The 26554-nt window shown below is 61.0% G+C and carries 27 protein-coding genes and 1 riboswitch; of the genes, 15 read left to right on the top strand and 12 right to left on the bottom strand.

Going from position 1 to position 26554, the window contains the following annotated elements; genetic code table 11:
* A partial coding sequence (speE, locus tag HUJ17_RS11930; protein WP_290510896.1) for a polyamine aminopropyltransferase occupies nt 1-689 on the bottom strand: 689 nt, incomplete at its 3' end.
* A 250-nt stretch (nt 690-939) separates the two neighbouring features.
* On the opposite strand from speE, the gene speA reads away from it, so the two are divergent.
* The 5 genes from speA (at nt 940) to betA (ending at nt 7969) form a co-directional block, all read left to right on the top strand.
* A complete protein-coding gene (gene speA / locus HUJ17_RS11925; protein ID WP_290510895.1) occupies nt 940-2820 on the top strand; it encodes a biosynthetic arginine decarboxylase in 1881 nt (626 codons plus the stop codon).
* 179 nt (nt 2821-2999) lie between these two features.
* Nucleotides 3000-3344, top strand: coding sequence for a Rieske 2Fe-2S domain-containing protein (locus HUJ17_RS11920; RefSeq protein WP_103917334.1), 345 nt, complete (start codon nt 3000-3002; stop codon nt 3342-3344).
* The gene (locus HUJ17_RS11915; RefSeq protein WP_062815567.1) at nt 3344-3799 is read left to right on the top strand and encodes a DUF4112 domain-containing protein; all 456 of its coding nucleotides are present in this window, start codon (nt 3344-3346) and stop codon (nt 3797-3799) included. The genes HUJ17_RS11920 and HUJ17_RS11915 overlap by 1 nt, the downstream gene beginning before the upstream one ends.
* A 399-nt stretch (nt 3800-4198) precedes the next feature.
* Nucleotides 4199-6259, top strand: coding sequence for a choline BCCT transporter BetT (gene betT / locus HUJ17_RS11910; RefSeq protein ID WP_290510894.1), 2061 nt, complete (start codon nt 4199-4201; stop codon nt 6257-6259).
* A gap of 24 nt (nt 6260-6283) precedes the next feature.
* Nucleotides 6284-7969, top strand: a complete 1686-nt coding sequence (gene betA, locus HUJ17_RS11905; protein WP_290510893.1) for a choline dehydrogenase — start codon at nt 6284-6286, stop codon at nt 7967-7969.
* 102 nt (nt 7970-8071) lie between these two features.
* Here the strand turns inward: betA and betB are convergent, their stop codons facing one another.
* Nucleotides 8072-9535 carry a betaine-aldehyde dehydrogenase gene (gene betB / locus HUJ17_RS11900; protein ID WP_290510892.1) on the bottom strand — a complete coding sequence of 488 codons (1464 nt, stop codon included), beginning with the start codon at nt 9533-9535 and terminating at the stop codon, nt 8072-8074.
* Nucleotides 9536-9703: 168 nt separating this feature from the next.
* Nucleotides 9704-10372 carry a DUF523 domain-containing protein gene (locus tag HUJ17_RS11895; RefSeq protein WP_290510891.1) on the bottom strand — a complete coding sequence of 223 codons (669 nt, stop codon included), beginning with the start codon at nt 10370-10372 and terminating at the stop codon, nt 9704-9706.
* 38 nt (nt 10373-10410) lie between these two features.
* Here HUJ17_RS11895 and HUJ17_RS11890 point away from each other — a divergent pair, with 38 nt between their 5' ends.
* The gene (locus tag HUJ17_RS11890; protein WP_290510890.1) at nt 10411-11364 is read left to right on the top strand and encodes a 2-hydroxyacid dehydrogenase; all 954 of its coding nucleotides are present in this window, start codon (nt 10411-10413) and stop codon (nt 11362-11364) included.
* Between the two features lie 231 nt (nt 11365-11595).
* Here HUJ17_RS11890 and HUJ17_RS11885 read toward each other — a convergent pair whose 3' ends face one another.
* Nucleotides 11596-12402 (bottom strand): SDR family NAD(P)-dependent oxidoreductase, encoded by an 807-nt coding sequence (locus tag HUJ17_RS11885; protein ID WP_290510889.1) that lies wholly within the window; start codon nt 12400-12402, stop codon nt 11596-11598.
* Nucleotides 12403-12479: 77 nt separating this feature from the next.
* Between HUJ17_RS11885 and HUJ17_RS11880 the strand changes: the two genes are divergently transcribed.
* Nucleotides 12480-12899: a secondary thiamine-phosphate synthase enzyme YjbQ gene (locus HUJ17_RS11880; protein WP_290510888.1), complete on the top strand. Its 420-nt coding sequence runs from the start codon at nt 12480-12482 to the stop codon at nt 12897-12899.
* Between the two features lie 296 nt (nt 12900-13195).
* Here the strand turns inward: HUJ17_RS11880 and HUJ17_RS11875 are convergent, their stop codons facing one another.
* The 5 genes from HUJ17_RS11875 to HUJ17_RS11855 form a co-directional block, all read right to left on the bottom strand.
* On the bottom strand, nt 13196-13900 hold the full coding sequence (locus HUJ17_RS11875; RefSeq protein ID WP_290510887.1) for a DUF2057 domain-containing protein: 705 nt from the start codon (nt 13898-13900) through the stop codon (nt 13196-13198).
* Between the two features lie 71 nt (nt 13901-13971).
* On the bottom strand, nt 13972-14310 hold the full coding sequence (locus HUJ17_RS11870; protein ID WP_290510886.1) for a hypothetical protein: 339 nt from the start codon (nt 14308-14310) through the stop codon (nt 13972-13974).
* Complete coding sequence (locus HUJ17_RS11865; RefSeq protein ID WP_290510885.1) at nt 14307-14609, bottom strand: BPTI/Kunitz domain-containing protein; 303 nt, start codon at nt 14607-14609, stop codon at nt 14307-14309. The genes HUJ17_RS11870 and HUJ17_RS11865 overlap by 4 nt, the downstream gene beginning before the upstream one ends.
* Nucleotides 14610-14699: 90 nt before the next feature.
* The gene (locus tag HUJ17_RS11860) at nt 14700-15233 is read right to left on the bottom strand and encodes a mechanosensitive ion channel domain-containing protein (RefSeq protein ID WP_063509785.1); all 534 of its coding nucleotides are present in this window, start codon (nt 15231-15233) and stop codon (nt 14700-14702) included.
* Nucleotides 15234-15240: 7 nt separating this feature from the next.
* Nucleotides 15241-15882 (bottom strand): MBL fold metallo-hydrolase, encoded by a 642-nt coding sequence (locus tag HUJ17_RS11855; RefSeq protein ID WP_290510884.1) that lies wholly within the window; start codon nt 15880-15882, stop codon nt 15241-15243.
* A 165-nt stretch (nt 15883-16047) separates the two neighbouring features.
* On the opposite strand from HUJ17_RS11855, the gene HUJ17_RS11850 reads away from it, so the two are divergent.
* Nucleotides 16048-16878: a mechanosensitive ion channel domain-containing protein gene (locus HUJ17_RS11850; RefSeq protein WP_290510883.1), complete on the top strand. Its 831-nt coding sequence runs from the start codon at nt 16048-16050 to the stop codon at nt 16876-16878.
* A gap of 296 nt (nt 16879-17174) precedes the next feature.
* Here the strand turns inward: HUJ17_RS11850 and HUJ17_RS11845 are convergent, their stop codons facing one another.
* The gene (locus tag HUJ17_RS11845) at nt 17175-18542 is read right to left on the bottom strand and encodes a cytochrome P450 (protein WP_290510882.1); all 1368 of its coding nucleotides are present in this window, start codon (nt 18540-18542) and stop codon (nt 17175-17177) included.
* Nucleotides 18543-18700: 158 nt separating this feature from the next.
* On the opposite strand from HUJ17_RS11845, the gene moaB reads away from it, so the two are divergent.
* From moaB to cobU, 5 genes are all read left to right on the top strand, one after another.
* Nucleotides 18701-19213 (top strand): molybdenum cofactor biosynthesis protein B, encoded by a 513-nt coding sequence (gene moaB, locus HUJ17_RS11840; RefSeq protein WP_290510881.1) that lies wholly within the window; start codon nt 18701-18703, stop codon nt 19211-19213.
* 5 nt (nt 19214-19218) lie between these two features.
* Nucleotides 19219-20442, top strand: coding sequence for a gephyrin-like molybdotransferase Glp (gene glp / locus HUJ17_RS11835; protein ID WP_290510880.1), 1224 nt, complete (start codon nt 19219-19221; stop codon nt 20440-20442).
* Between the two features lie 7 nt (nt 20443-20449).
* Entirely contained in the window at nt 20450-20866 is a 417-nt protein-coding gene (locus HUJ17_RS11830; RefSeq protein WP_290510879.1) for a hypothetical protein, read from the top strand.
* A gap of 111 nt (nt 20867-20977) precedes the next feature.
* Entirely contained in the window at nt 20978-21556 is a 579-nt protein-coding gene (locus HUJ17_RS11825; RefSeq protein ID WP_290510878.1) for an alkylphosphonate utilization protein, read from the top strand.
* Nucleotides 21556-22074: a bifunctional adenosylcobinamide kinase/adenosylcobinamide-phosphate guanylyltransferase gene (gene cobU, locus HUJ17_RS11820; protein ID WP_290510877.1), complete on the top strand. Its 519-nt coding sequence runs from the start codon at nt 21556-21558 to the stop codon at nt 22072-22074. Before HUJ17_RS11825 ends, cobU begins: the two co-directional genes overlap by 1 nt.
* Before the next feature lie 195 nt (nt 22075-22269).
* On the opposite strand, the gene HUJ17_RS11815 is transcribed toward cobU, so the two are convergent.
* The gene (locus tag HUJ17_RS11815) at nt 22270-22866 is read right to left on the bottom strand and encodes a histidine phosphatase family protein (protein ID WP_290510876.1); all 597 of its coding nucleotides are present in this window, start codon (nt 22864-22866) and stop codon (nt 22270-22272) included.
* Nucleotides 22867-22869: 3 nt separating this feature from the next.
* Nucleotides 22870-23922 carry a nicotinate-nucleotide--dimethylbenzimidazole phosphoribosyltransferase gene (cobT, locus tag HUJ17_RS11810; RefSeq protein ID WP_290510875.1) on the bottom strand — a complete coding sequence of 351 codons (1053 nt, stop codon included), beginning with the start codon at nt 23920-23922 and terminating at the stop codon, nt 22870-22872.
* A 238-nt stretch (nt 23923-24160) separates the two neighbouring features.
* On the opposite strand from cobT, the gene cbiB reads away from it, so the two are divergent.
* Both cbiB and cobD read left to right on the top strand, forming a co-directional pair.
* On the top strand, nt 24161-25069 hold the full coding sequence (gene cbiB / locus HUJ17_RS11805) for an adenosylcobinamide-phosphate synthase CbiB (protein WP_290510874.1): 909 nt from the start codon (nt 24161-24163) through the stop codon (nt 25067-25069).
* Nucleotides 25066-26073 (top strand): threonine-phosphate decarboxylase CobD, encoded by a 1008-nt coding sequence (gene cobD / locus HUJ17_RS11800; protein ID WP_290510873.1) that lies wholly within the window; start codon nt 25066-25068, stop codon nt 26071-26073. Before cbiB ends, cobD begins: the two co-directional genes overlap by 4 nt.
* Before the next feature lie 157 nt (nt 26074-26230).
* Nucleotides 26231-26470, top strand: a riboswitch (cobalamin riboswitch).
* Nucleotides 26471-26554 lie beyond the last annotated feature (84 nt).

Genomic DNA, 26554 nt, shown 5'->3' with positions numbered 1-26554 from the left:
ACCGGCTGCGGGAAGGGCAGGGTCTGGGTGGTGGTGAAGCCCGCTTCGCGCATGTTGGCGTGCAGGTCCTTGATGATGGTATCGCTGTGCAGCAGCGGGGATTCGGATTGCTGCACGATGATGCCGCCATCGGCCAGGACGCGGTGGCAATCGCGGAAGAAGTCGGCCTTGAACAGGCCTTCCGCCGGGCCTACCGGGTCGGTGGAATCCACGATGATCACGTCCACGCTGCCGTCTTCACAGTTGCGCATGTACTGCACGCCGTCTTCGAACAGCAGTTCGGCGCGGCTGTCGCCGTTGGACTCGCACAGTTCCGGGAAGTATTTCTCGGAATAGCGGGTGACCATTTCGTCGATGTCGATCTGGGTGGCTTTTTCCACGCTGGAGTGACGCAGCACTTCACGCAGGGTGCCGCAGTCGCCGCCACCGATGATGATGACGCGCTTGGGGTTGGCGTGGCTGAACAGCACCGGGTGCGACATCATCTCGTGGTAGAGGAAGTTGTCGCGGGTGGTGAGCATGGTGGCGCCATCGATGGTCATCAGGTAACCGAAGGTGTCGGTTTCCCACATCTCGATGTGCTGATACTCGGTCTGCACTTCTTCCAGCTTTTGTTTCAGGCGCAGGCCGAAAGCGGTGCCGGCGGTGTCGAAGTGCTCGTAAAACCAGTTGTCTTTGGTGCTGCTCATGGGCGGTTCCGGTGGAATGGTGTGGGCGGAGTGATCGTCTTTCGTCATGCAAGCATGACTTCCCACAAAAACCGGTGCCACCCTGGGGATGGTCTTTGTGGGAAGCGATGCGCGCATCGCGAATGGGCTACCTCTCAAAGCCGGATTGTAAGGCCTGCGCCCCCCATGTAAAGCAGGAAAAAGGGGTGCGAGTGCGGCGCCCCGGCAGGCATAATGCCCCCAGACAACACCCCTTATTTCAGGACAGGTAATGACCGACAGATCTCCCTTGCCCGCCAGCGACATCTATAACGTGGATCGCTGGGGCGACAGCTACTTCCGAATCGACGACCAGGGCCAGCTGTGTGTGCGGCCCAATGGCGAGCAGGGCGGCCAGGCCACGCTGGAAGCGGTGCTGGAAAGCTGCCGGGCGGCCGGGTTGCGGGCGCCGGTGCTGGCGCGTTTTTCCGGGATTCTTCGCCAGCGGGTCAAGCTGCTGGCCGGGGCCTTCCGGGAGGCCATCGAGGGCAACGACTATCAGGGCGGCTATACGCCGGTGTACCCGATCAAGGTGAACCAGCAGCGCCGGGTGGTGCATGAGATTCTGCGCGCCCGTGAAGACGGCGAGCGCATCGGCCTGGAGGCGGGCTCCAAGCCGGAGCTGCTGGCCGTGCTGGCCCTGTCCAACCCGGGCGATACCATCGTCTGTAACGGCTACAAGGACGCGGAATACCTGCGCCTGGCGCTGATGGGCGAGAAGCTGGGCTTTCACGTGCATATCGTGGTGGAGAAGATGTCCGAGCTGCCGGCGCTGCTGTCGCTGGCGGATGAGCTGGGCGTGTCGCCGCGTATCGGGCTGCGGGTGCGGCTGATGAGCATCAGCAAGGGCAACTGGCAGAACACCGGGGGCGAGAAGTCCAAGTTCGGCCTGAGTGCGCCGCAGCTGATGGCAGCCATCGAGCACTGCCGTGCCGCCGGGCGGCTGGATTGCGTGAAGCTGCTGCATTTCCACCTGGGCTCCCAGGTGGCCAATATCCAGGACATCAAGGCGGGCATGCGCGAAGCGGCCCGTTACTACACCGAGATGCGCGCCCTGGGCGCGGCGGTGGAGACCGTGGATGTGGGCGGCGGCCTGGGGGTGGATTATGAAGGCACCCACTCCCGGTCCTATTGCTCCATGAACTACGGGGTGGGCGACTATGCCCGCCATATCGTGCAGACCCTGCAGCAGCAGTGCGCCCAGCATGGCCTGCCGGAGCCCAACATCATCTCCGAATCCGGCCGGGCGCTGACCGCTCACCACGCGGTGCTGCTGGTGAATATCACCGACCAGGAGCAGATGGCCCCGGTGACGGTGGAGGCACCGGCGGACGACGACGTGGCCGAGCTGCACCAGTTGTGGGAGCTGCAAGGGTTGCTGGCCGGCGAGCCGGGCAATCTGATCGAGCGTTTCTCGGAAGTGACCGGCGCCTGGCAGGACATTCACCAGCGTTATATCGCCGGTGACCTGGGCCTGGGCACCCGCGCCCGGGGCGAGCAGCTGTATATCAACTGCCTGCTGGCCCTGCGCGGTCGGTTGAACCCGCTGCGCAAGCAGCAGCGCGAGTTGCTCGACAGCCTCAACGAAACCCTGGCGGACAAGTTGTTCGTGAATTTTTCCGTGTTCCAGTCGGTGCCGGATGTGTGGGGGATCAACCAGGTGTTCCCGGTGCTGCCCTTGTCCGGCCTGGACAAGCCGGCCACCCGCCGGGCGGTGATCCAGGACATTACCTGCGATTCTGATGGCCGCATCGACCAGTTCGTGGATGGCGAAGGCGTGGAAGCCACCCTGCCGCTGCCGGAGCAGCTCAATGGCCACCTGGGGATTTTCATGGTGGGTGCCTACCAGGAAATCCTCGGCGACATGCACAACCTGTTCGGTGACACGGATTCCGTGGATGTGGACGTGGAAGCCGATGGCGCCATCACCCTGAGCCACGCCATTCAGGGCGATACGGTGAGCACGGTGCTACGCTACGTGAACTACGATACCGACAAGTTGCTGGGAGCCCTGGAGCAACATTGTCGGCAGGCGCATTTGAGCGACGGCGAGCAGGAAACCTTTATCGGGCTGGTACGCGAAGGCCTGGCCGGGTATACCTATCTGGAGTGATGAGTTGCAAGTTGAAAGTTTCAAGTTGCAACGCGAATCCAGCGTGATCTGATCGAAAAGGCCGTGCCCGCGGCTATCGTTGAGCGCGGGCATGGCATTGGAAGACATGAGAATCTTTTTCGCGTTGTAACTTTCAACTTGAAACTTGCAACTGATTCCAAGCCAGCAAGGAGAGCAACATGCGTTATGAACTCTGTGCCAGCCAGGACCTCCCGCAAGGGAAAAGCCGTGCGATGGAAGCCGGTGGTAAAAAACTGGTGGTGTATCACCTGAGTGATGGTTTTTATGCCACTCAGGCCCGTTGTACCCATATGTTTGCGTCCCTGGGCAAGGGCAAGATTGTCGAGGACAAGTGTGTGCAGTGTCCGCTGCACCGGGCGCGGTTTGATATCCGTACCGGCGAAGTGACCGAGTGGGCCAACTTTCCCCCCGGTGTGCAGTTGTTGAATGTGGTGCGGGGCGAGAAAGCCCTGGAGACCTGGCCGGTCACGGAAGAAGACGGCCACCTGTTTGTGGAGATGTAATGGCAGCAAGGACAGAAGCCCAGCAACGGGCAACCCTGGAGCGGCTGGAAAAGTTCAGCCGTTTTACCGACAGCAGCATCGGCATTCCCTTTACCAAATTTCAGATCGGTGCCGAGGCCATTATCGGCCTGGTGCCGCTGGTGGGTGATGCGGCCGGCTTGGTGTTATCCAGCTATGTGCTGATCGAGGCGCAGCGGGCCGGGGCCAGCAAGAGTGTGAAGTTGCGTATGCTGCGCAATATCGGTATCGATTTTCTTGGCGGGCTGTTGCCGGTGGTGGGCGATGCCTTCGATGCCATCTACAAGGCCAACACCCGCAACACCAAGCTGCTGAAGAATTACCTGGAAAAGCAGCTCGAAGTGGAGCCGCCCCCGCCACCATTCCCCTGGAAGACCCTGATCGGGTTGTCCATCCTGTTTGCCGTTGTCACCGGTGGGCTGACGCTGATTTTCTGAAGCGCCAGTTCCATCGGCCGGTTCTTTTTTGTAGGAGCTATGCTTGCATGGCGAACAACCGCCATCGCGAGCAGGTTCGCATGTCGCAGATCCCCTTGGGGGTAAGCATAGCTCCTGCAATGAGGCGCCAATAAAACCGCTGTCTCAGTGTTCTCCGTGCCCTCTGTGGTAAAAATCGCCTTTCATGCGATTCTGACTGCGAACAAGGATTCACTTTCATGTTACCCATGGCCTCGGCAGAATGAGGAAAGCCGTGTGTGAATGCCTCGGGAGGATCGGGCGCTGACGACACATCGCTGGCGGTTGACTGTGTGCGCTTGCGCACAGCTGTCAGGGCGTGTCCGTGTCCGGTACCGGGGTGTTTGCGAAACCACGCAACCCTGACTGGAGGAACGCTGAATGGATACAGCCAACCCGTCACCCCAGGCCGAGCCCGATATTCCGGAAGGCCGCATCAATCCCCTTGTGTTCTATGGTTCCACCACCGGCATCGTGCTGTTTGCGTTGTGGGCCATGCTGTTCACCGAACAGGCCAATGAAACCATCTACGGTGCTCTGGCCTGGATTTCCGGCAGCTTCGGCTGGTTCTACTTTATTTCCGTGGTGGCGTATCTGGTTTTTGTGATTGCCATCGCCTGTTCTCGCTATGGCAGTATCAAGCTGGGACCGGATCACGCGGAGCCGGAATTCAATATCGTTACCTGGGCGGCCATGTTGTTTTCCGCCGGCATCGGTATCGACCTGATTTTCTATTGCGTAGTGGAGCCGGTGACCCAGTACCTGACGCCGCCAGTGGGCGAGGGCGGTACGGTGGAAGCGGCCCGTGAAGCCATGCAGATTACCTTCCTGCACTGGGGGCTGTCCGGTTGGGGGATCTACTCCCTGGTGGGCATGTCACTGGCCTATTTCAGCTATCGTCATGGCTTGCCGCTGACCATTCGTTCTGCGCTGTATCCCATCTTCGGTAAACGCATTCACGGCTCCATCGGTAATGCCGTGGATATCGCTGCGGTGCTGGGCACCGTGTTCGGGGTGGCCACCAGCCTGGGCATTGGCATCATCCAGCTCAACTTCGGCCTGAACTATATGTTCGGCATTGCCGAGAGCACACTGACGCAGGCGGTGTTGGCGGTCTTCATTGTGCTGTTTTCGGCAATTTCCGCCGCCACTGGTGTGGACAAGGGCATCCGCCGCCTTTCCGAGTTCAACATGTTGCTGGCCATTGTGCTGATGCTGTTCGTGCTGGTGGTAGGTGATACCCGCTTCCTGCTGGATGCGCTGGTGATGAACGTGGGCGATTACCTGACCCACTTTATTTCCATGTCCTTTGATACCTATGCCTTCGATCCGCCCCAGGACTGGCTGAATGCCTGGACCGTATTCTTCTGGGCCTGGTGGATCGCCTGGGGACCCTTCGTGGGGCTGTTCCTGGCGCGGATCTCCCGGGGCCGCACCATTCGCAGCTTCGTGGCCGGCACCCTCATTCTGCCGCTCACCTTCATGATGGTGTGGATGTCCGTGATGGGGAATTCCGCCATCGACATGGTGATGAATGGTGCCACCGAATTCGGCAAGGAAGCGGTGGGCAATCCGGGCTCGGCCATCTATCTGTTCCTGGAGCAATTGCCCTGGGTCACGGTGACCACCATCGTGGTGACGGTGCTGGCCATCGTGTTCTTTGTCACCTCCGGGGACTCCGGTTCCCTGGTGCTGTCCAATCTGACCTGCCGTATCAAGGACCCGAACAACGATGCAGCACCGTGGATGCGTATTGTCTGGGCCGCCATCATCGGGGTGGTGACGTTGGCGTTGCTGATGACCGACGGGCTGTCGGCCCTGCAGAGCGCGGTGGTGATCATGGGGCTGCCGTTTGCCTTCGTGTTGTTCCTGATGATGATCGGCCTGTACCGGGCCCTGAAGCTGGAAGGTCTCAAGTCCATCAGCATGCAGGATGCCCTGGCCGGGCAATTGTCCGGGCGCAGCAGTTCACGCGCCGAGCATGAAAGCTGGAGCAAACGACTGGCCCGGGCGATCAGTTTCCCCAGCGAAAAACAGGTGGCCCAGTTTATCGACAAGACGGTGCGTCCGGCCTTTGACGCGGTGAAGGAAGAGCTGGCGGAAAAGGGTTACCCGGTGGAGATTGCCGAGGGTAGTGGTGATCAGCTACATATTGCCCTGAATGTGGACCTGGGTGGCGAGCAGAACTTTACCTACCAGGTGTGGCCACGCCGTTGCCTGATGCCGTCTTTCACGGTGCGTACCCAGCAGTCTCGATCCGTGTATTACCGCCTGGAAGTGCACCTGCGCGAGGGCGGCCTGAGTTATGACCTGATGGGTTACAGCCGCGAACAGGTTATCGAGGATCTGATTGACCATTTCGAGGCGCACCTGCAGTACCTGCACATGCGCCGCGAGATGGGCAACAACATGGACGATGCCAGCGAGCCCGGTCCGGCTTGAAGGCACATGACCACGAGGTGAATCATGACCACCTTTGATCAGGAAATGGATTACGTGATCGTCGGTGCCGGCTCCGCCGGTGCCGTACTGGCCAACCGTCTCACCGAGGATGGCAGCAACCAGGTACTGGTGCTGGAATTCGGCGGCAAGGACAACTCCATCTTCATCAAGATGCCCACCGCCTTTTCCATTCCCCTGAACATGGAAAAGTTCGATTGGGGTTTTCATACCGAGCCAGAGCCGGGCCTGCACGGGCGCAGCATTCATCAGGCCCGTGGCAAGGTGATTGGTGGCTCATCCTCTATCAACGGGATGGTGTATGTGCGCGGTTGCGCCGGTGATTTCGCCGAGTGGGAATCGATGGGTGCCGAAGGTTGGGGCTATGCGGATGTGTTGCCTTACTTCAAGCGGGCGGAAGGCTGTGTCTACGGCGGCGATGACTATCGCGGCGCCGACGGGCCTCTGACCACCTGCAACGGCAACAACATGAAGAACCCGCTGTACCGGGCCTTTATCCAGGCCGGTGAGGAAGCGGGGTACGGGTATACGGAAGACTACAACGGCTTTCGTCAGGAAGGCTTCGGGCGCATGGACATGACGGTGCGCAACGGCGTGCGCTGCTCCACCGCCATGGCCTATCTGAAGCCGGCCATGAACCGGCCTAACCTGGACGTGAAGATGCATGCCCTCACCACGCGCGTGATCATGGAAGGAAAGAAAGCGGTGGGGGTGGAATACCGCCGGGGCGGCAACACCTACAGGGTGAAGGCGCGCAAGGAAGTGATCCTCTCTGCCAGTGCCTTCAATTCCCCGAAGCTGTTGATGCTGTCTGGTATCGGGCCGGCGGAGCACTTGAAGGAAAACGGCATTGAAGTGATTCATGATTTGCCCGGCGTGGGCCAGAATCTGCACGATCATCTAGAGGTGTGGGTACAGCAGGAATGCACCCAGAAGATCACCCTCAATGGTTGGCTGGGGCCGCTGGCGAAAGCCTGGATCGGCGCCAACTGGCTGTTCCTGCGCCGTGGACTGGGCACCTCCAACCACTTTGAATCCAACGGCTATATTCGCAGCCGTGCGGGTTTGCAGTACCCGGATATCCAGTATCACTTCCTGGCCGGCGCCATTGCCTACGATGGCTCCAGTGCCGTGAAGGGGCACGGCTTTCAGGTGCATCTGGGTGCCAACAAACCGCTCAGCCGAGGCTGGGTGAAGTTGCAGTCGAAGGACCCGGCGGCGCCGCCAGCCATGTTCTTCAACTACTTCGACCGGGAGGAGGATCGCGAGGCATTCCGTGCCGGGGTGCGTTTCACCCGGGAGATTTTTGCCCAGCCGGCCATGGATCCCTACCGCGGTGCCGAGCTGTCGCCGGGGCCGGATATCAACAGCGATGATGAGCTGGACGACTGGATGTCACGTACCGCCGAAACGGCGTATCACCCGGCGGGCAGTTGCCGCATGGGCACCGATGACATGGCGGTGGTGGACCCGCAGTGCCGGGTGCACGGGGTGGAAAATCTGCGGGTAGTGGATTCGTCCATCATGCCCACGGTGACCAACGGCAACCTGAACGCACCGACCATCATGATCGGTGAGAAAGGCGCGGATCATATCCTCGGTAAATCCCTGCCCCCGTCCACGGCGCCCAGTTTCCATGCGGACGGCTGGGAGGAGTATCAGCGCAGCGGGATGCCGAAGCGGCAGGTGTGAACGGGCATCAAATTTTCACCACAGAGGACACAGAGAGCACAGAGAAAGATTTTTACTCAGTGAACTCGGTGACCTCTGTGGTAGAAATGCCTTTGTCTGACTTTAATAGGGCGAGTCCACATCCTCTTGCGCCACGTACACCGTCTTCAGGCGGGTGTAGTGGGCGAAGGCGCGGCGGCTGTTTTCCTTGCCGATGCCGGATTGCTTGAAACCACCGAAGGGCATTTCGATGGGCGTCAGGTTGTAGTGGTTTACCCACACGATACCGGCATCGATCCGTTCCGCCATGCGATGGCCGCGATTGATGTCGCGGGTGAAGACACCGCCGGCCAGACCGAAGTCGGTGTTGTTGGCGCGGGCGACGACCTCGTCTTCATCGCGGAAGCTGAGCAGTGACAACACCGGCCCGAAGATTTCCTCTCGGACGATGCGCATCTCGTCATTGAGGCCATCGAATACCGTGGGCAAGACGAAGTTGCCGTCCGGCATGCCATCCACCTCGGCCTTGCCACCACCGATCAGCACCTGGCCGCCTTCTTCCTTGCCGATCTCGATATAGTTGAGCACGTGCTGCATGTGCTGGCGGCTGATCAGCGGGCCCACTTCCGTGGCCGGGTCCATGGGGTCGCCCAGGGTCAGGGTGCCGACACGGGCCAGCAGTTTTTCCACAAAGGCATCCTTGATGCTCTCGTGCACAAAGACGCGGGTGCCGTTGGTGCAGATCTGCCCCTGGGTGTAGAAGTTGGCGAGCATGGCGGCGGACACGGCGTTATCCAGATCCGCATCCTCGAAGATGATCAGTGGCGACTTGCCGCCCAGTTCCAGGGTCACGCCCTTGAGGGTGTCGGCGGCGGCGCGCATCACGGCCTTGCCGGTGGGGACCCCGCCGGTGAGGGAGACCTTGGCCACGTCCGGGTGGCCGGTGAGGGCTTCACCGGTTTCCCGGAAACCCTGCACCACATTGAAGATGCCGTCGGGCAGGCCAGCTTCCTTGAACAGCTCTGCCAGACGCAGGGCGGACAGGGGCGTGACTTCCGAGGGTTTGTAGACCAGCGCATTACCGGCGGCCAGGGCGGGGGCGGCTTTCCAGCTGGCGATCTGCACCGGGTAGTTCCAGGCACCGATGCCGGCGCACACGCCCAGGGGTTCCGGGCGGGTGTAGAAGAAACCGCCGGGCACCTGCTGGTATTCCCCCTGCAGGGAGCTGGCCTGGCCGGCGAAGTACTCCAGGCAATCGATGGCGGAATCCACATCCGCTTCCGGGGTTTCGGCGATGGGCTTGCCCGCATCCAGGGTTTCCAGCTGGGCAATTTCGTCGCGATGTTCGCGCAGCAACTGGGCGGTGCGCATCAGGATGCGACCGCGCTCCACGCCGCCAAGAGCCTGCCAGGCGGGCTGGGCCCGTTTGGCCGCCTGCACGGCACGGTTCACATCGTCGGGGGTGGCCTGGGCAACCCGGCAGATTACCTGGTTGGTGGCCGGGTTGATGGTGTCGAAGAACTGGTTGTCGTTGCCTGGGCTATATTGGCCGTCGATCCAGAGCAGCCGGTCCTGTTGCTGTGTCATGACATCCTCGCCGGGTCGCTGTTGGGGTCCCTTACCGACCACGATAGCGCGCATTGATTCCCCACGAAACCGGGTAAAAGTAGCGAGTTTCGAAAACCTGAATTCGCAGCCCGGACCCCGGTTTTGGATTTAGCTATTAATTATTCATTATTAACTATTCATTGCTTTTCAATGCATCGCCTGCCCAAGCTTATCCAGATAATGGCGCAGGCCGCTATGCAGCGGTTCGTCCAGTTGTTCGCTCTGTGCCTGCATGTCATGGAGCCATTGGCCCTGGTGTGTGCTGTGATGCCACTGGTGGTAGCAGTACACCTGCAACAGAAAACTCTGCAGAAACGCGGGCTTTTCCAGGTCGCTGTCGTTGGCCAGGGGAATGCGCGGAAATAATTCGTGGAGCTTGCGGGCGAAGGCGCCGGAAGCCATGCCGATCTGCTGGCCCGTGGTGTTGTGCACCGGGGTGCTCAGGTGGCCGCAACTGGGGGAGCGGGCTTTCAGGACAAACCCGCTGAGCGGTTCCCCGAGCCGGGTGGCCACGTCTTCCAGCGCGTCGGTGACATCCTGCTGTGGATTGTCCACGCCTTGCACGCGAAGGGTGTCATCCACCTGCACTACCTGAATGGGCGGGCGCGGGACCGGCAGGCCAATGGCCACTTCCGGACAGGTATCGCGAAAGCGCAGCAAGGGGCCGAGCTGGTGGACCAGGATGGCGTTGTGTTTGTGGTCGCCGTCGTAGCGAACCTTCTGGCCGAGCAGGCAGGCACTGACGCCCACCACCGGTTTCTGCCAGTCATGCTGTGGCAGGGTGAAGCCCATCTTTTCCAGCAAATCCGTTAGCATGGAACACCTCCCTTCTTCCCCGATAAAGGTGACCGAACATGCAGGGCGTTTTTCTCGACACCGATACCCTCAACCCCGACGAGATGGACTTCGCCGCCCTTGAGGCCTTGATGCCCTGGACCTTTCATCCGCTGACTCGCCCGGAAGATCGGCTGGCGCGTCTGGACGGGGCCCAGGTGGTTATCACCAACAAGGTGGTGCTGGATGCGGCTACCCTGAAAGCCTGCCCGTCCCTCAAGCTTATCTGCATTTGTGCCACCGGTACCAATAATGTGGACCTGGATGCGGCCCGGGAGTTGGGCATCACCGTGTGCAATGTGAGCGGTTATGCGCGGGCGTCGGTGGCCCAGCACACCTTGACGTTGATGCTGTCACTGGCCACCCGCTGGCATCAGTACGACCGGGATGTGAAAGCCGGTGCCTGGAGCCGGGCGGCCCAGTTCTGTCTGCTGAATCACCCGATCATGGAACTGGCCGGCAAGACCCTGGGGCTGATCGGCCACGGCGATCTGGGCCGGGAAGTGGCACGGTTGGCAGAGGCGCTGGGCATGCAGGTGTTGGTGGCGGAATCCTTCCAGCGCCATGGCGGCCAGTCCGGGCGGGTGGCGTTGGCGGAGTTGCTGCCGCAGGCGGATGTGCTCAGCCTGCATTGTCCGCTGACGGCGCAGACCGACAAGCTGGTGAATGCGTCCTTTATCGCGCAAATGAAGCCCGGCGCCTTTCTGATCAACACCGCCCGGGGTGGCCTGATTGATGAACCGGCGCTGGCCGATGCCCTGCGTTCTGGCCACCTGGGCGGCGCCGGCCTGGACGTACTCAGCAGCGAACCGCCACCGGCGGATCATCCGTTGCTGGCGGCGGACATTCCCAATCTGATTATCACCCCGCACAACGCCTGGGGCACGAGAGAGTGCCGACAACGCTTGCTGGACGGTGTGGTGGAAAATATTCGTCAGTGGCAGGCGGGCAGTGCGATTAACGTGGTGAGTTGAGTTTCAAGTTGCAAGTTTCAAGTTGCAACGCGGGCGAGGCAAGGTGGTGCAGGCTGGCCTTGGCCGCGATTACTGTGAAAGGTGCCGTTTTTCTTGCTCAGTGGTGCCCGGCATCTACAGACAGTCTTGAGCGTCTTTGAGGCTTTACCGCGAATCGCGGGCAGAGCATAGGCGGCTAACGCACAAGCCTCATCCGCGTTGCAACTTGAAACTTGTAACTTGCATCTGCCTTTACCCCTTCTTCTTCAGCTGGCTGGCCAGCAGTTTATCCATGCCCCGGAACAACGGTTGCGGCAGTTTGGTGGCCGGGCCGGGGAGGGCGGCGAGTAGCACGCTGCCCAGTTTGCCCATGGGGCGGGCGATGCGCGCCGGGCGCTTTTCGCAGGCTTCCACGATCCAGCCGGCGGCTTTTTTCACGTGCATCATCGGCATGTATTTGTAGATGGCGGTACGCGATGACATGGGCGTGCGCACCATGGGGAAGTACACCACCGTGGTGCTGATGCCCTGATGGCCCATCTCGGCCTGCAGAGAGCGGGTGAAGGATTCCAGGGCGCTCTTGCTGGCCAGGTAGGCAGAAAACAGGGGGATGGGCACCTGGGTGGAGAGGCTGGAAATATTCACCACATGGCCGTGGCCCTGCTCGAGAAAACGCGGCAACAGTTTCAGAGTCATGGCCACGGCACCAATATAGTTGAGCTGTACGGTGCGCTGGTAATCGTGCAGGCGATCCAGGGATTGTTCTATGGGGCGACGGATAGAATGGGCCGCGTTGTTCACCAGCGCATCGATACGCGGCTGCTCGGCGAGAATACGTGCGGCGCAGGCCTCGATGGCCACGTTGTCGCTCAAGTCGCAGGGGTAGATAAAGGCGCAGCCACCCTCTGTTTCGATGACTTCCTGAACCTCACGTAACTGTTCTTCCCGGCGTGCCACCAGGCACACGGTGGCGCCCCGGCGCGCCATGATTTTTGCTGCCTCGGCGCCGATGCCACTGGAAGCGCCGGTGAGTACAATGGTCTGGCCATTCAGTTTCATGGTGTTCCCTTGTCTGTCAGTTGCTGCACGGAGTGTGCCGCCGGTCGGGCGAGGCGCCAAGATCCGGAGGAACGAAAATGTGGTTCCAGAGAACATTGACATTAACCGCCAAGCCCCGAGGCTGCCACCTGGTCACCCGTGAGGTACTGGAGGGTTTGCCGGAGCTGGCGGATATGCAGGTGGGGTTGCTGCATCTGTTTATCCAGCACACCTCCGCGTCGTTGACCATCAACGAAAATGCCGACCCGGATGTGCGTGGCGATCTGGAGCGGCACCTGAATGTGATGGTGCCGGAAAACGCGCCTTATTATGAACACACCCTGGAAGGCCCGGACGACATGCCCGCCCATATCAAGAGCGTGCTGATCGGCCCGTCACTGAGCCTGCCGGTCAGCAATGGCCGATTGGCGCTGGGCACCTGGCAGGGAATTTACCTGTGCGAGCACCGGGACCATGGCGGGGCAAGACGGGTGGTAGCAACGATTCAGGGGGAGTGATCGGCAGGCGTTGCGACAACGCCATCTACCAGGCCGCTGTAGGAGCGCCTCTTGAGGCGCGAACCGAGCGCAGCGAGGCGACAAAACTTTCAGAGAATGTCAGGTCTACCTGTAGAAACCTGTCAGGTTCGGCAAGTCCTGATCGCCCTCTGGGCGATTCCTTGCTTCGCAAGGTTCGCGCCCTGGAAGGGCGCTCCTACAGCGGCTTCGTGGAGAAGTGTGTCAGTACCGAGTTGCGAGAAGCGAACCCCATATTTCAGGGGCCTTTCGCGACTCGCTTCTCGTGACTCGTAACCCTATTCAGCTATCCACTGCAAAAACTCCCGGCGCTCTTCCGGGGTGGCCTGTTTCCACTGGGCTTTCAGGGTATCCAGGTAGCTGGCTGCGGGGGCCGGTGCAGGGGCTGCCTGAGTGGCCGGAGCCGGAGCGCTGGTGGCAGGTGCCGGGGCGACCGCTTGTTGGGGTGCCACGCTTGCGGAGGCAGCGGTGCTCACTTCCTCGCCGGTGATGGGTGCCAGGAAACCGCGCTTGAGGATCAGGTTGGATTCCTGGGCGGCCACTTTTTCCCCGGTGGCGGTGTTCAGGGCCCAGCCGGTAAAGGTGTCTTCCAGGGCGCGGGCTTCATCCACGTTGGCGGGTTTGTCGTAATCCAGCTGCCATTTCTCGCCGGCCTTGCCGTCGACGATAAAGTTGGCCGGGTTGGTTTTCACGATCTCATGGTTGTCCGCGTCCAGCTGCCACAGTTCCTTGTAGTAGGCGAGGATCTCGTAGCGGCCGGGGGTGAACTTCAGTTCCTTGAAGTCGGTGGCGAAAAAGGTGTTGGCGCCATCCACTTCCTTGCCGTTGATGGTGAACACTTCGATTTCGCTGGGCACGCGCACGGTCAGTACCTGGCTGTCAGGTTTGGCGGCACCGTCGTAGAGCTGGACCACGGGGCTGCGGGCGCAGGCGGACAGAATCAGGGTGCAGAGAACGAGGGGGATAAGGCGCAGGGACAGCATGATCTCTCCTAGGTAGGCGCGGGCCAGCCAGTCTGGCCGGCCATAATGACAGCTTTGTGACAGTGGCAAAATCAGAAGCCCCAGGTATCCACCCGGGCGGGTGCCACATTGCGATTCAGGGTGCTCAGGCCGCGGGCACAGCGCACGATCCACCAGATGGTGATGATCACCATCAACAGCCAACCGATAAAGGCCAGGGTGGTGATGCCGGCAATGATGCTGTAGAGCAGACCGATCCAGAAGGTGCGGTACTGGAAGCGGAAGTGCTCACGCAACGGCGGCGGTGCATCCCCGGCGTGCAGGTGGGCAATGATGACCCCGGCAACGGCGGTCAGGCCACCGGTGATCAGGCCTACCAGATGCAGTACATAAACCGCCCGGGCCAGGCCCAGGGATGCAGATTGACTCATTGCGGGTCCCCCTTGCTGCGGTAGATTTTCGCCGGGGCGGCGGGTTCGCTGTTGTCGGCGTCACAGGTCTGCACGCAGGCATCCATGGTCTCGAAGGGCACGCTGCCCTTGCAGCCTCCCCAGGTAAAGCTCTTGCAGCTGTCGCTGTCCTGATCGTAGTAGTAACGCTGGAAGGCGGCCTTGCACATGCCGGATTCCGGCGGCTGGTAGCAGGCGTCCGGCAACTTGTTGCCGGCTTCGTTGCCACTCTGACAGCCGGCCAGCAGGGTGAGGATAATCAGGGGAAAAAGCAGTCGCATGGTGTCGTCCTTGTGTTTGATCTGCACACGGCCTTGCCAAACCGGCAAGGCCTCTTTAACAGGATGTCACTTTACTCTGTCGGGGGGGTGCTAGTCAGCCCGGCAATGTTTGTGATCCCGGGGCAGGGTGTCGCCGCGCAGGCGAATCACGGTTTTCTGCAACAGGAGGTTGTTGGGCAGGGTGTAACGGTGGCCCAGTTCGTCCTGCACGGTAATGAATATCAGCCCCATGTAGCGGATCTGGCCGGTGACCGTGTTGTCGCCATCCAGCAGGCGGATGCGATCGCCCACCCGGTAGGGAGCACTGAAGAACAGGATGATGGCGGCGGTGGTGTTGCTGAGCATGGACCAGCTGGCAAACAGGGCCACGCCGAGCAGGGCCATCAGCGAGGTGGCGAACACCATCAGGCCGCTGCCGTTAAGCCCCCAGAGAATCCCGATGGTAAGCAGTGACAGCACCACGCAGGCACTGTTGATGACCACGGCGGTCTGGAAGATGCGGGCCCGGCTGAAATCACGGCGGCGGCCCAGTCGTCGGGTGGCACTGCGCAGCAACACGGACAGCAGCCAGGCCAACAGAATAACGGCAACCGTCAAACCCCATTTCATTGCGCTGGATTCCATGACTGCCTCAACCGTGCTTGCCGGAAACGAAAGGATTGTTGGCCCGCTCATGGCCGATAGTGGACATGGGGCCGTGGCCGGGGATGAAGGATACATCGTCATCCAGGGTGAGCAACTTGTCCTTGATGGCCTGGATCAGGGTGTCGAAATCGCCCTTGGGGAAATCCGTGCGGCCGATTGAGCCGTTGAACAGCACATCGCCCACCACCACCAGTTTGCTGTCCGGCTGGTAGAACACCACATGGCCGGGGGTGTGGCCCGGGCAGTGACGTACCTGGAATTCGGTATCGCCTACGGTGACCGTGTCACCGTCCTCCAGCCAGCGGTTCGGGGTGAACGGGCGCGAGGCGGGAAAGCCCATCATCTGCGCCTGCTGGGGCAGCATGTCGATCCAGAACTGGTCGTCCCGGTGCGGCCCTTCGATGGGCAGATCCAGTTTGTCTGCCAGCTCGGCCACGGCACCGATGTGATCCAGATGCGCGTGGGTGACAAGGATCTTTTCCGGCGTGCCGCCCACTTGTTGCAGTGCTTCCAGAATCTTGTCCAGATCCCCGCCCGGATCGACGATGGCCACCTTGTCGGTGGTTTCGCACTTGAGGAAGGAGCAGTTTTGCTGGAAGGGGGTAACCGGCAGGATGGCGTACTTCATGGTTGTCTATCGGGTAAAAAATGTGCCTGCAGTATAGCGGCAAACGGGAATCCGGTTCATTCCCTGCAAAGCGTAAATAATGGCAAATTCCGACGTGTTGCCGCTGAGGGTGGCGAAAGCAGTGCTATTTTAGCCGCTTTCACACTAGCGCAAAGGAAGGGAATCATGGAAATGGAACAGCTGCAGCCTTATCTGGACAAGGCTATAGAACTGGGCATGAGCTATCTGCCCAAGGTGGTGCTGGCCATCATTACCCTGATCGTGGGGTTCTGGCTTATCGGCCGTATCACCAAGGGGCTGAACCGGGTGCTCGGTCACAAGGCCGTGGACGACACTCTGCAGAAGTTCATGACGAGTTTTGTGGAGGTGTTGCTGAAGATACTGCTGCTGGTGGCAGTGGCCGGCATGGTGGGAGTGCAGACCACCTCATTTATCGCCATGCTGGGTGCCATCGGTCTGGCGGTGGGGCTGGCCCTGCAGGGCAGCCTGGGTAACTTTGCCGGGGGTGTGTTGATCCTGTTTTTCAAACCTTATCGACTGGGGGATATTATCGAGGCCCAGGGGCATATGGGCAGGGTGCATGACATCCAGATTTTCAACACCATTCTGATTACCTATGACAACCAGCGCATCGTGATCCCCAACGGCCCGATGTCAAATGGTTGCATCAAAAATGTTTTCTGTGAGCCGCAGCGGCGAGTGGATATCGAGTTCGGTATCAGCTACGACGACAGCATTGCCGATGCCCGGGCAGCGATACAGTCAGTGATCGATAACGACGATCGTATCCTGAGTGGCGACAAGTTCAATCCCAATATTTTTGTCTCCGCCCACGCGGACAGCAGCATCAATATGCTGACCCGGGTATGGGTGAATTCCGAGGACTACTGGCCGGTGTACTTCGGCCTGTTTGAACAGGTGAAGCTGGCCTTCGATAAAGCGGGTATTACCATCCCCTATCCGCAGCGGGATGTGCATCTTTATCAGCAGAGCTGAGCTAGAAGCTGCGCTCATATACGAAGCCGCTGTAGGAGCACCTCTTGAGGTGCGAACCGCGCTTGCGCGGAAATCGACCGCAGGGAAATCAGTTATTTCAGAGCTCGACAGGTTTCAGAAAGAACGGCTGACGCCCCCTCTGTCGCCTCACTACGCTCGGTTCGCACCTCATACTCGCAGAGCACAGAGAGAGGTGCTCCTACATTCAATCGCGCCGCCAGCGGCGCTCCTACAGCGGCGTTGTAGCTAGCGGCTAGCAGCTCGTCGCTCGCAGCTGGAGGCGAAGCCGTGCTGCTTTACCGTTTCTCCAGCACCACCGGCAAACCATCCTTGGGCATGATCAGCGGCACCTGTTGTACCGGCATCTCGTAGCCCGGCTTCAGGGAAATCTTGTAGCGTTGCAGGAAGTGGAACAGGAAAGTTTTTGTCTGCAGCTCGGCAAAGTTCAGGCCCAGGCACTTGTGGTGGCCGCCGCCGAAAGGCACCCACTGGTAGAAGTGCTTCTTGTGCTCGGCCCGTTCGTCACTGAAGCGTTCCGGGTCGAAGGTGTGCGGGTTGCTCCAGTACTCCTCCATGTAGTGGGTGAACAGGGGGGAGATGTTGATCAGGGTATTGCGCGGCAGCGTGTAGCCCTGGAAAGTCACTTCCTTCACGGTGCGGCGCGGGAAAGTGGTCAGTGGTGGGCGCATGCGCAGGGTTTCGCGGAACACCCAGCCGGTTTTTTCCAGCTTGGCCAGGTCGTCGTAGTCCAGGCTGTCCTTGTTCAGGCCAGTCATTTCTTCGGCCAGCTGATCCTGCCAGTAGGGGTGTTTTGCCAGCAGATAAATGATGGAGCACAGGGTGCTGGTGGTGGTGTCGTGGGCGGCGAACAGCAGGAAGATCATGTGATTCATCACGTCCTGATCGCTCAGTCCGCCTTCCTCGTCGGCGGCCTTGCACAGCTCGCTGAAGAAATCCGGGGTCTCGCTGGCGCGCTTCTGCGGGATCAGGCCAGTAACGAATTTTTCCAGGTAGCGGCGTCCGGTCATGCCCCGGTGCCACAGGGTGCCGGGAATGGGCAGACGCAATACCGCCAGGGAGGCATCCGCAGAGTCGATAAAGGATTTGTTCACCTTGTCGGATTCCGGGCCCATGTCCAGGCCGAAGAAAATCTGTGCGCCCACGTCCAGCAGCAGCCCCTTGATATGATCGAAGAAGCTTATCGTTTCGCCGGTCTGCCAGGGCTGGATCTGGCTGCTGATATGGGCGTTCATGCGGTCCAGGTAGCTGGCCAGTGCCGGCTTCTTGAATGCCTGCTGCATGATGCGGCGATGGAATTTATGATCGGCGAAGTCGCGCAACATGAGCCCGTCGGTAAACAGCTTTTCCAGGAACGGGTTCCAGGCCGCACGGCTGGAAAACACGTGCTCCGGGTCCTTGAGGACAAACTCGTTGGCCTCCGGTCCCAGCAGGGTAACGCCGCGCTGGAACAGCACCGAGCCCTTGGAGACCAGGCCGTATTTTTCCGCGCGTTGGGTTACCAGCTTGTGGTAGTCCTTGAGGAACGGAATGGTGTCGCCCAGTAGCGGCGTGCCGTAATCCCCCGGAATGTGGTCCAGCTTGCGTTGTGGCAGGCGCGGCAGGCGGGCGGCATCCTGCTGGGCGGTTTCCATGCTGCTGCTCATTGTCAGCTCTCCCGATAAACACTTTGTGTAGCGTCAATTTACGGTGAGCAAACCGCGGCGAACAGAGGGTTGTTGGCAACGGTCAATCCGGCATGTGCTGTCCAGCCACGGTGGCATGGCTCGTGCTAGCATTGGCGCCAACTGCAAGGAGAAGCCCTATGTCCAAGCCTGCGGCAGAATTCGAGCCCCTGGCCCTGGCGGTGTTGACCGTCAGCGATACCCGTACCCCGGATAATGACACTTCCGGAGATCTTCTGGTCCAGCGTCTGGAGGAGGCCGGCCATCACCTGCAGGCTCGGCAGATCGTGAAGGATGACATCTACCAGCTGCGCAAGGTGGTGTCCGAGTGGATCGCCGACGAGCACATCCAGGGCATCATCACCACCGGCGGCACCGGCTTTTCCGGGCGCGACTCCACCCCGGAAGCCCTGGGGGTGCTGTTCGATAAACACATCGAAGGCTTTGGTGAGCTGTTTCGCCAGGTCAGTGTGGAGGATATCGGCTCCTCCACCATCCAGTCCCGTTGCCTGGCCGGGTTGGCCAATCGCACGGTGATCTTCTGTCTGCCTGGCTCCAATAATGCCTGCGCCACCGGCTGGGATCGGATCATCCGCGACCAGCTGGATGCCCGTCATCGTCCCTGTAACTTTGTCGCCCAGATTCGACGGTGATGACGATGAACTTGATGCCGGTAGAGGGCGCCCTGGCCCGGTTGCTGGACAGCGCGGTGCCGTTTGCCCGTGTGCAGGAGATCGCCCTCGGTGACGCCCGTGGCCAGTACCTGGCCCAGGACGTGGTGTCCCGCGTGGATGTGCCCGCCTTCGATAATGCCGCCGTGGATGGTGTGGCCCTGCGCTATGCCGACCTGGATGAACCGGGCCTGACCCTGCCCATGCCGCTGCGCATTGCCGCCGGTGACCCGCCGGGCACCCTGATGCCGGGGCAGGTGGCGCGTATCTTCACCGGCGCGCCGGTGCCCGCCGGGGCGGATACCGTATTGATGCAGGAAGACTGTGAAACCGCTGACGGTCGGGTGCGGCTTCCTGCACAGGCTTCGGTCACCGATGGGCAGAATATTCGCCCGGCGGGGCAGGATGCCCGGTTGGATGAGGTGGTGATGTGCGCCGGTCAGCGTCTGACGCCCCAGGCGGTGGGGCTGATCGCCTCGGTGGGGATATCCCGGGTGCGGGTGTATGCCCCCCGGGTACTGGTGTTGACCAGCGGAGATGAACTGCAGGCGCCGGACGAAGCGCCGTTGCCGGGGAAAATTTACGACAGCAATGGGCCACAACTGGAGCAGCTGCTGATACAGAGTGGCTTTGCCGAGGTGCGGCGAGAGCACCTGCCCGATGACCCGGCCATCATCCAGGCTACGTTGACCCGGGCCCTCACCAGTCCTGACCAGCGGCCGGATGTGATCATCTCCACCGGCGGCGTGTCCGTTGGTGAAGAGGATCATCTGCGGGCAGTGCTGGAGCAGCAGGGCCAGCTGGATTTCTGGCGCCTGGCAATCAAACCGGGCAAGCCTTTCACCTACGGCAGCGTGGATGGCATTCCGTTTTTCGGCCTGCCGGGCAACCCGTCTGCTGTGCTGGTCTGTTACCTGATGCTGGTGTTGCCCGCCTTGCGTCGCTGCTGTGGTGCCGAAAACGTCTTGCCGGAACCATTCCGGTTGCCGGCGGATTTTTCAGTCAAAAAAGCGGGCAAGCGACAGGAATATTTGCGTGTTCGCTGCGTGCCGAAGAACGGCAATCTGGTGCTGGAAAAACACCCCAATCAGAGTTCCGGCATGTTGAGCTCTGCGGTGTGGGCGGACGGGCTGGCGGTAGTGCCGGTGGGGAGAACAGTCTCTGAAGGCGAAACACTGTCTTTCTTTTCGTTCCCTGATTTGCTGGGATGATTGCGCGATGACAGTTTATTTCTGGCGTTTATTTTTTATTGGTGCAGGCCTGTTGGTCTGTGTTGGTGGCGGCAAATATCTGGCTGAAGATGTTGTCTATCTGGTCAGTGAAATCTCGCTGCTTGATATCTTCGACTATCTGACGCCTTTTCTATTGCTGGACCTGGGGATATCGACTGTTTTTTACGGTCTGGGAGGAATGATCGTCGGGTATGCCAATGTTCTTTCGGCGAGAATGGATGGGGCCTTGCTTGCCCTCGGTTATGGGGGGATTACCGGGTATTTACGTTATATTGAGGAGACGGGCTGGCCGCTCTGGTATGAGATGGCGGTGGTGGTGATGATCCTTGTGGGAGTGATGGCGGGTGTCGAGATTGGTCGAAGACTGTATCTCAATTCACATCCGGATTTTTTCAGCAGCTAATTGTTTTGGTGTGCTGGTTTTTTACCTGAAGATTCTTATGTCATGGGACGTTTCATCCGCGTTGCATGGCCTTTGCTTGTATACTGGCAGGCAAATTGATGGAGTAAACAAATGACCCTGGAATCCACCCTGCTGGCGCGAGCCGATTCGACCTGCGAACTGTGTGGTGCCGGTGAGGCGCTGGCGGTGTATGCGGTGCCGCCGGGAGGGGATGGCACGGCGGCGCAGAGTGCCTTGTTGTGTGATACCTGCAGCTTTCAGATCGACAATCCCGGCAATGAAGATATCAACCACTGGCGTTGTCTGAACGACAGCATGTGGAGCCAGGAGCCGGCGGTGCAGGTCCTGGCTTGGCGCATGCTGACCCGGTTGCGGGCGGAAGGCTGGCCCCAGGATCTGCTGGATATGCTCTATCTGGATGACGAGACACTGGCCTGGGCCCAGGCCACCGGGGAGGGGCAGAGCGAGGAAGAAAAGGTCGTGCACCGCGACAGCAACGGCGCTGTGCTGGAAGCCGGTGATAGCGTCACCCTGATCAAGGATCTCAATGTGAAGGGCGCCAACTTCACCGCCAAGCGCGGTACACCGGTGCGCAATATCTCGCTGGTGCAGGATAACCCGGAGCATATCGAAGGCCGGGTGGAAGGCCAGCGGATTGTCATCCTCACCCAGTTCGTGAAAAAGAATTGATGCCACATTCCCTGATTCTCGGTGGCATCCGTTCCGGCAAGAGTTCGCTGGCGGAAAAGTTGGTGTCGGAGCAATCCGAGCCGGTGGTGTATGTGGCCACGGCCACCGCCGGGGATGGCGAAATGAGCGATCGCATTCGCCGCCACCAGCGACGCCGACCGGCGAGCTGGGGGCTGGTGGAAGAACCCGTTGAGCTGGGCAATCTGCTGAACCGCCAGGCCACCCTGTCGCCGCCCCCCTGTGTGTTGATTGATTGCATGAGCCTGTGGGTGAGTAACCTGCTGCATGCTGGCGATACGGTATTTGTGCGCGAGAAAGAGAATTTCCTGACGGCGTTGGCGGCCTATCCGGGCTCGGTGGTGATCGTCAGTAATGAGGTAGGGCTGGGGATCATCGGCATGGACCCGCTCACCCGCCGCTTTGCCGATGAGCTGGGTTGGCTGAATCAGGCCCTGGCAAAACGCTGTGACCGGGTGCTGTTGTCAGTGGCGGGGATTGCGCAGACATTGAAGGGGTAGGCCTGGCCGTAGGAGCGTCGCTGGCGGCGCGATTCCGACCCTCTTTTAAAGATCGATTTACCACAGAGGACACAGAGATCACTGAGGAAAAGAATATTTTTTCTCTGTGTGCTCGGTGTCCTCTGTGGTGAAAATGTTTTTATCGAAGGTTGGTAATCGCGCCGCGAGCGACGCTCCTACGGTGGAGCTCGCTATCTACCCGTGCCTCACCAGACAACGCAAGGTGCCGTGCTCGGTGTCATCAATGCGCACTTGCGAACGGCAGGCGAAGGGTACCTGGAATCCTGCCATGGCCTGGCTCGGGCTCATGCCCAGGACATGACTCAGTACCATGCGGATCACGCCGCCGTGGCAGACCAGTAACACTCTCTGACCCTGCAATGCCTGCTGCCATAGTGCCCAGGCGTCGCCGATGCGCTGGTGAAAAGCCTGAATGGTTTCGCCATTCACCGGGGGATGATTTTCCGCATCGCGCCAGAAGTTGGCCTGGTGATCGCCGTATTCCGCTGCCACCTGTTCCCGGGTTTTTCCTTCCCAGTCGCCGAAGCTGATTTCCTTGAAATCGTGTGCCACGGTGAAGGGAATATGGTGTTGCTCGGACAGGTGCGCGGCAAACTCGCGGCAGCGTAGCAGCGGCGAGGTGAGGATGTGATCCCAGGTATCGTCCGCCTGAATGGCATCGCGCATTTGCTGCCAGCCCAGTTCGCTGAGCGGATCGTCCTTGTGGCCGCGATACATGTGGCCGCCGGCGGGTTCGCCGTGGCGAATCAAATCAAACAGGGTGGTGGTCATGGGTTACTCCGCACTGTTGACGCCGGCATCGGCAAAGGTGGCCATGCCGTTATGCAGGGCGCAGGCGCTGCGAATCACCGGCACGGCCACCGCCGCGCCGCTGCCTTCGCCCAGGCGCATGGACAGATTGAGAACCGGCTCGGCATCCAGCGCGTCGAGCAGTCTGGTGTGGCCGGGTTCCCGGGAGTGATGGGCGAACAATAACCACTCCCGTAATTCCGGTCGTAGCCGCACGGCGGCGAGGGCGGCTACGGTGACAATAAAACCATCCACCAGAACGGGGATGCCACGGGTGGCACAGCCGATCATGGCGCCGGTGAGCGCGGCAATTTCAAAACCGCCCAGGGAGGACAGTACTGCCAGCGGTTCCCGGTTGTCCCCGTGACGGGCCAGTGCCCGTTCGATCACGGTGACCTTGTGGCTAACGCCCTTCACATCCAGGCCGGTACCGGGCCCGGCCAGGGCCACCGCCGGTTCGGCCAGCAGAGCGCAGGCCACGGCGCTGGCGCTGGTGGTGTTACCGATGCCCATTTCGCCACCGATAAACAGCTGGGCCTGCTGGTCTGCGGCACGCTGGGCGGCACGGTCACCGGCGGCCAGGGCCTGTTCCAGCTGTGTCACGGACATGGCCGACTGGCGGGCCAGATTGGCGGTGCCGGCGGCGATGGTTTCATCCACCACGCCGTCGCTGGTGGGCGGTGGGGTGGCGGTGCCCAGATTGATCACCTCCAGCGTTGCCCCCAGATGTCTGGCCATGACACTGATGGCGGCGCCACCGGCCACGAAGTTGGCAATCATCTGCCCGGTGACCGCCTGGGGAAAGGCGGAAATTCCCTCCGCACAGACGCCGTGGTCGCCGGCAAAGACGGCGATGCTGATACGGTCGGCGGCAGGAGCGTCACTGTGTTGCAACGCCGCCAGCGTCACTGCCAGGGATTCCAGAAGACCCAGTGAGCCGGCGGGTTTGGTGAGCTGCCCCTGGCGGGCCAGGGCGGTTTCACGGTGTTGCTGACTGGGCGAGGGAATCGCTTTTTGCCAATGGGCAGGGTGGGGCACGGAACACTCCCGAAAAGGACAGGGGCCGGAAAGCGGCAAATCCTCTGCCCCTGGCCCTGAGCTGTCAAGTAACGGTCTCCCACTGGCTGCCCGTCTTGCCGTTGGGGCCTTGCTGGCAAGGCGAAGGCAACAATCCGCTGCCGTGCCTGCGGAAAACCCTTCAAGGTTCCAACGGCGGGGAGTGTGGTCGCGTTCCTGTACACTGCTGCTCCCTGTTTTGTGCTGATGGATTGGATGGATGCTGTCTTTTTCCCTGTTCTGTGCACTGCTTGTCGGCGTGATGCTGGATCGCTGGCTGGGCGAGCCCCGCCACTGGCACCCGCTGGTGGGGTTTGGCCGGCTGGCGATGGCCGTGGAGCAACGCCTTAACCGTCCGGGGGGTGTAGCGGCCGGTGCCCTGGCCGTGGTCATCACCGTGCTGCCCTGGGTGCTGGCGGTAGTGTGGCTGCTGCTGGTATTGCCGGGCTGGGCCGGTTGGGGACTGCAGGCGCTGGGACTGTGGCTGGTAATTGGCGGGCGCAGCCTGGAGGAGCACGGCCAGGCGGTGATGGCGCCGCTGCACGATGGCGATCTGCCCTGCGCCCGGGAACAGGTGAGCCGCATGGTCAGCCGCGATACTGACAAACTGGATAGCGGCGGTGTGGCCCGGGCGGCCACCGAATCCGTGCTGGAAAACGGCGCCGATGCCCTGTTTGCCAGCCTGTTCTGGTTTGCGCTGGCGGGCTTGCCCGGCGCTTTGCTGCATCGGCTGGTGAATACCCTGGATGCCATGTGGGGCTATCGCACGGAACGCTTCGAGCGGTTCGGCAAGGTGGTCGCGCGGCTGGATGATCTGCTCGGCTGGGTGCCGGCACGATTAACGGCCATCAGCTATGCCCTGTGTGGGCGTTTCGCCGCGGGGCTGCGCTGCTGGCAGCAGCAGGCCAGTGCTTGCGACAGTCCCAACGCGGGTCCGGTGATGGCCGCCGGGGCTGGTGCTCTGGGTGTGATGCTGGGTGGTGGTGCGCCCTATCACGGCGGCTGGAAGGACAAGCCGTGGCTGGGCGAAGGAAGGGCGGCCAGCGCCGACAGCATTGCTGCCGCCACTACTCTGGTGCAACGGGCGTTGTCGCTGTGGCTGGTGGTGTTGCTGGGAGTGAGCCTGTGAGCGTTTTAGAGGGTGAGCACCATGGCGGGCGTTTGCATGAAGCGGCCCGGCGTTGGGGGATTCCGGTCAGTGACTGGCTGGACCTGTCCACCGGCATCAGTCCCTTTGCATGGCCGGTACCGACATTGCCCGCATCTGTGTGGCAGCGTCTTCCTGAAGAGGATGATGGGCTGACGGCGTGTTGCCGTCACTGGCTCGCAGTGCCCGCAGGCGCTGCCTGTCTGCCGGTACCGGGGAGCCAGGCGGCGCTGCAACTGTTGCCACGGCTGCGCAAGACCGCCCGGGTTGGCGTGCCGTCGCCGGGTTACCGTGAGCATGCGCTGGCCTGGCAGCGAGCAGGGCACGAGGTGGTGCCATTGTCTGTGGAACAGATCGATGGGGCCCTCCCGGATCTGGATGTGCTGGTGTGCATCAATCCCAATAATCCCACCGGCCACCTGTACCCACAGGACACGCTGTTGCGCTGGCATCAGCAGTTGGCGGCGAAGGGCGGCTGGTTGGTGGTGGATGAGGCATTTCTGGAGGCCAGTGATGGCGAGTCTCTGGCTGCTCGCTGTGATCAGCCGGGCCTGATTGTGCTGCGCTCCCTGGGCAAGTTTTTCGGCCTGGCGGGCTTGCGGGCCGGGGTGATGGTGGGGCCGGCGGCTGTGTGTGAGGCGCTGGCGGATCTGCTGGGCCCCTGGGCAATGAGCCACCCGTCCCGTTGGGTGATGGCGCGGGCAGTGCAGGATCGGGATTGGCAACAGCGGCAGAGGGAGCGTTTGCGGCAGGCCAGGCTGCGGCTGGACGGGTTGTTGAGCGCGGCCGGTTTGCTGCCGCAGGGCGACAGTGATCTGTTTGCCTTGTGTGTTCATGATGAGGCCGAGGCGATACGGGATGGTCTGGCACGCCAGGCCATTTTGGTGCGGCATTTCGAGCAGCCCGGTGCGCTGCGTTTCGGATTGCCCGGGAACGAATCGGAAGAACAACGTTTGTTGCTGGCGTTACAGACGTTACCGGTTTGATCCTTCCTTTGTAGGAGCCATGCTCGCATGGCGAACCACCTCAAGCCGTTCGCCATGCGAGCATGGCTCCTACATGGCTTCTATTAGTAAATCTCAACTTCTCCTGAATTTTCCTCACGCAGAACGTATCCGTTTGCTTATTGCCGCCGCCGTTGGTAATTTCGCGCCACCTTCCGGTGCCCGCCTGCCCACATGCAGCCGGGTTAAACGGGAAGTCGGTGGGCTTTGCTGTGTCCGCAAAGCCAGTCCGACGCTGCCCCCGCAACGGTGATTGAGTTAACCGCGTTTCGTAGTGCCACTGTGCCAAAGCCCGAAAGGGTGCATGGGAAGGCGAACGCGCCGAGGGAATACGCCTCGCTCATCAGCCCGGAGACCGGCCAGAAGGTGAACTTGGCGTCGCGGTGGGCGATGGCGGGGTGCAGCGGTGCCGTTCGGTGCCGGTTATCCCTGTTGTGTCTCCGCGGCTGAATCCAGGCCGTGC

The organism is Alcanivorax sp. (assembly GCF_014762765.1).
Lineage (GTDB): Bacteria > Pseudomonadota > Gammaproteobacteria > Pseudomonadales > Alcanivoracaceae > Alcanivorax.
This window is presented reverse-complemented; position numbering and strand designations above follow the sequence as displayed.